The organism is Anaerotalea alkaliphila, assembly GCF_010179735.1.
GTDB lineage: Bacteria > Bacillota > Clostridia > Lachnospirales > Vallitaleaceae > Anaerotalea > Anaerotalea alkaliphila.
The window spans coordinates 1-1,233 of record NZ_JAAEEH010000093.1; the positions used below are offsets into that span (position 1 = coordinate 1).

A 1,233-nucleotide genomic window follows, 5' to 3' on the forward strand; every position below is an offset into this window, starting at 1 on the left:
TTGGGGTCCGCGTGGTGAGCATGCCCTCCATGGACCTGTTCGAGAAGCAGCCGGAAAGCTACAGGGAAGCGGTCCTGCCGGTGGCCATGGGGAAAAGGCTGGTGGTCGAGGCCGGCACCTCCCAGGGATGGGACAAGCATCTGGGGAACGGGGGAACCATGGTGGCCATGGAGGGATTCGGAGCCTCCGGCCCCGCCCAGGAGCTGTTCGAGGCCTATGGATTCACCGTGGACAACCTGGTGGCCCGGGCCAAGGCGATCCTGTAGATGACAACAGCGAAAGCTTACGCAAATCGGAAATAGGCAAGAGGTTGTCTCCTTACAAGAGGCAGCCTCTTGCTTGTGTTGACGGAAAGGCAAGGAGAGGAAGGATGAAGATGAAGACCTATGGACTGGTGGTGTTCGACATGGACGGGCTGATGATCGACAGCGAGCGGATGACCTTTGAAGGATACCGGGCGGTCTGCGGGCCCCTGGGTTATGCGGTGGAGGAGGAGTTCTACACCACCCTCCTGGGGACGCCGGAAAAGACGGTGCGGAGGAAGTTCGTGGAAGCCTTCGGGGAGGGAATCCCCATCGAATCCATCATGGACCAGATGCACGCATGGCTGGAGGAGCGGTTTGCAAGGGAGGGGGTTCCCGTCAAGCCGGGACTGGTGGAGCTGCTTGCGATGCTGAAGGCAAAGGGAATCAGGACCATGGTGGCCACCTCCAGCAAGCGGGCGCGGGTGGACCGGATTCTGGAAGCCTCCGGGCTGGGGGACTATTTCGACGGTTCCATCTGCGGGGACGAGGTGAAGCGGGGGAAGCCGGATCCGGAAATCTTCCTCAAAGCTTGCGCGAAGATGGGGGTGCCGCCCCGGGAAGCCCTGGTTCTGGAGGATTCCGAGCAGGGAATCCAGGCATCCCACCGGGCGGGAATACCCTGCATCTGCATCCCCGACATGAAGCGGCCCCAGCCGGAATTCGTGGAAATGACGGTGGCTGTCCTGGACAGCCACACTGCTGCGGCCGACTGGATCCGCAAAAAACTTTGCTGACCGCTCCCTTCCCTTTGTGGTAAAATGTGCTTAAGGACAAGCACAGGACCCACAGGATCCGGACAAGAAGACCAGCTAATAAAAGTCAATAGCTGAGATCAAAAAACTTTAAAAATTGAGTTTTAAAAAAGCGTATAGCAAAGCTAGCCAATAGCAAAATCCGAACATTGGCATTTGGTTGGCATATGAGACAC

The 1,233-nt window shown here is 58.1% G+C and carries 2 protein-coding genes; both read left to right on the top strand.

What is annotated here, in order from left to right:
- A partial coding sequence (locus GXN74_RS14260; protein ID WP_425481860.1) for a transketolase-like TK C-terminal-containing protein occupies positions 1-266 on the top strand: 266 nt, incomplete at its 5' end.
- Positions 267-370: 104 nt separating this feature from the next.
- Positions 371-1,039 carry an HAD family hydrolase gene (locus GXN74_RS14265; RefSeq protein WP_246208742.1) on the top strand — a complete coding sequence of 223 codons (669 nt, stop codon included), beginning with the start codon at positions 371-373 and terminating at the stop codon, positions 1,037-1,039.
- Positions 1,040-1,233: the final 194 nt, after the last annotated feature.

What these genes read in the sequence shown, in the direction of transcription:
- GXN74_RS14265 (WP_246208742.1), top strand. Translation starts at nt 371, where the DNA reads ATGAAGATGAAGACCTATGGACTGGTGGTGTTCGACATGGACGGGCTG.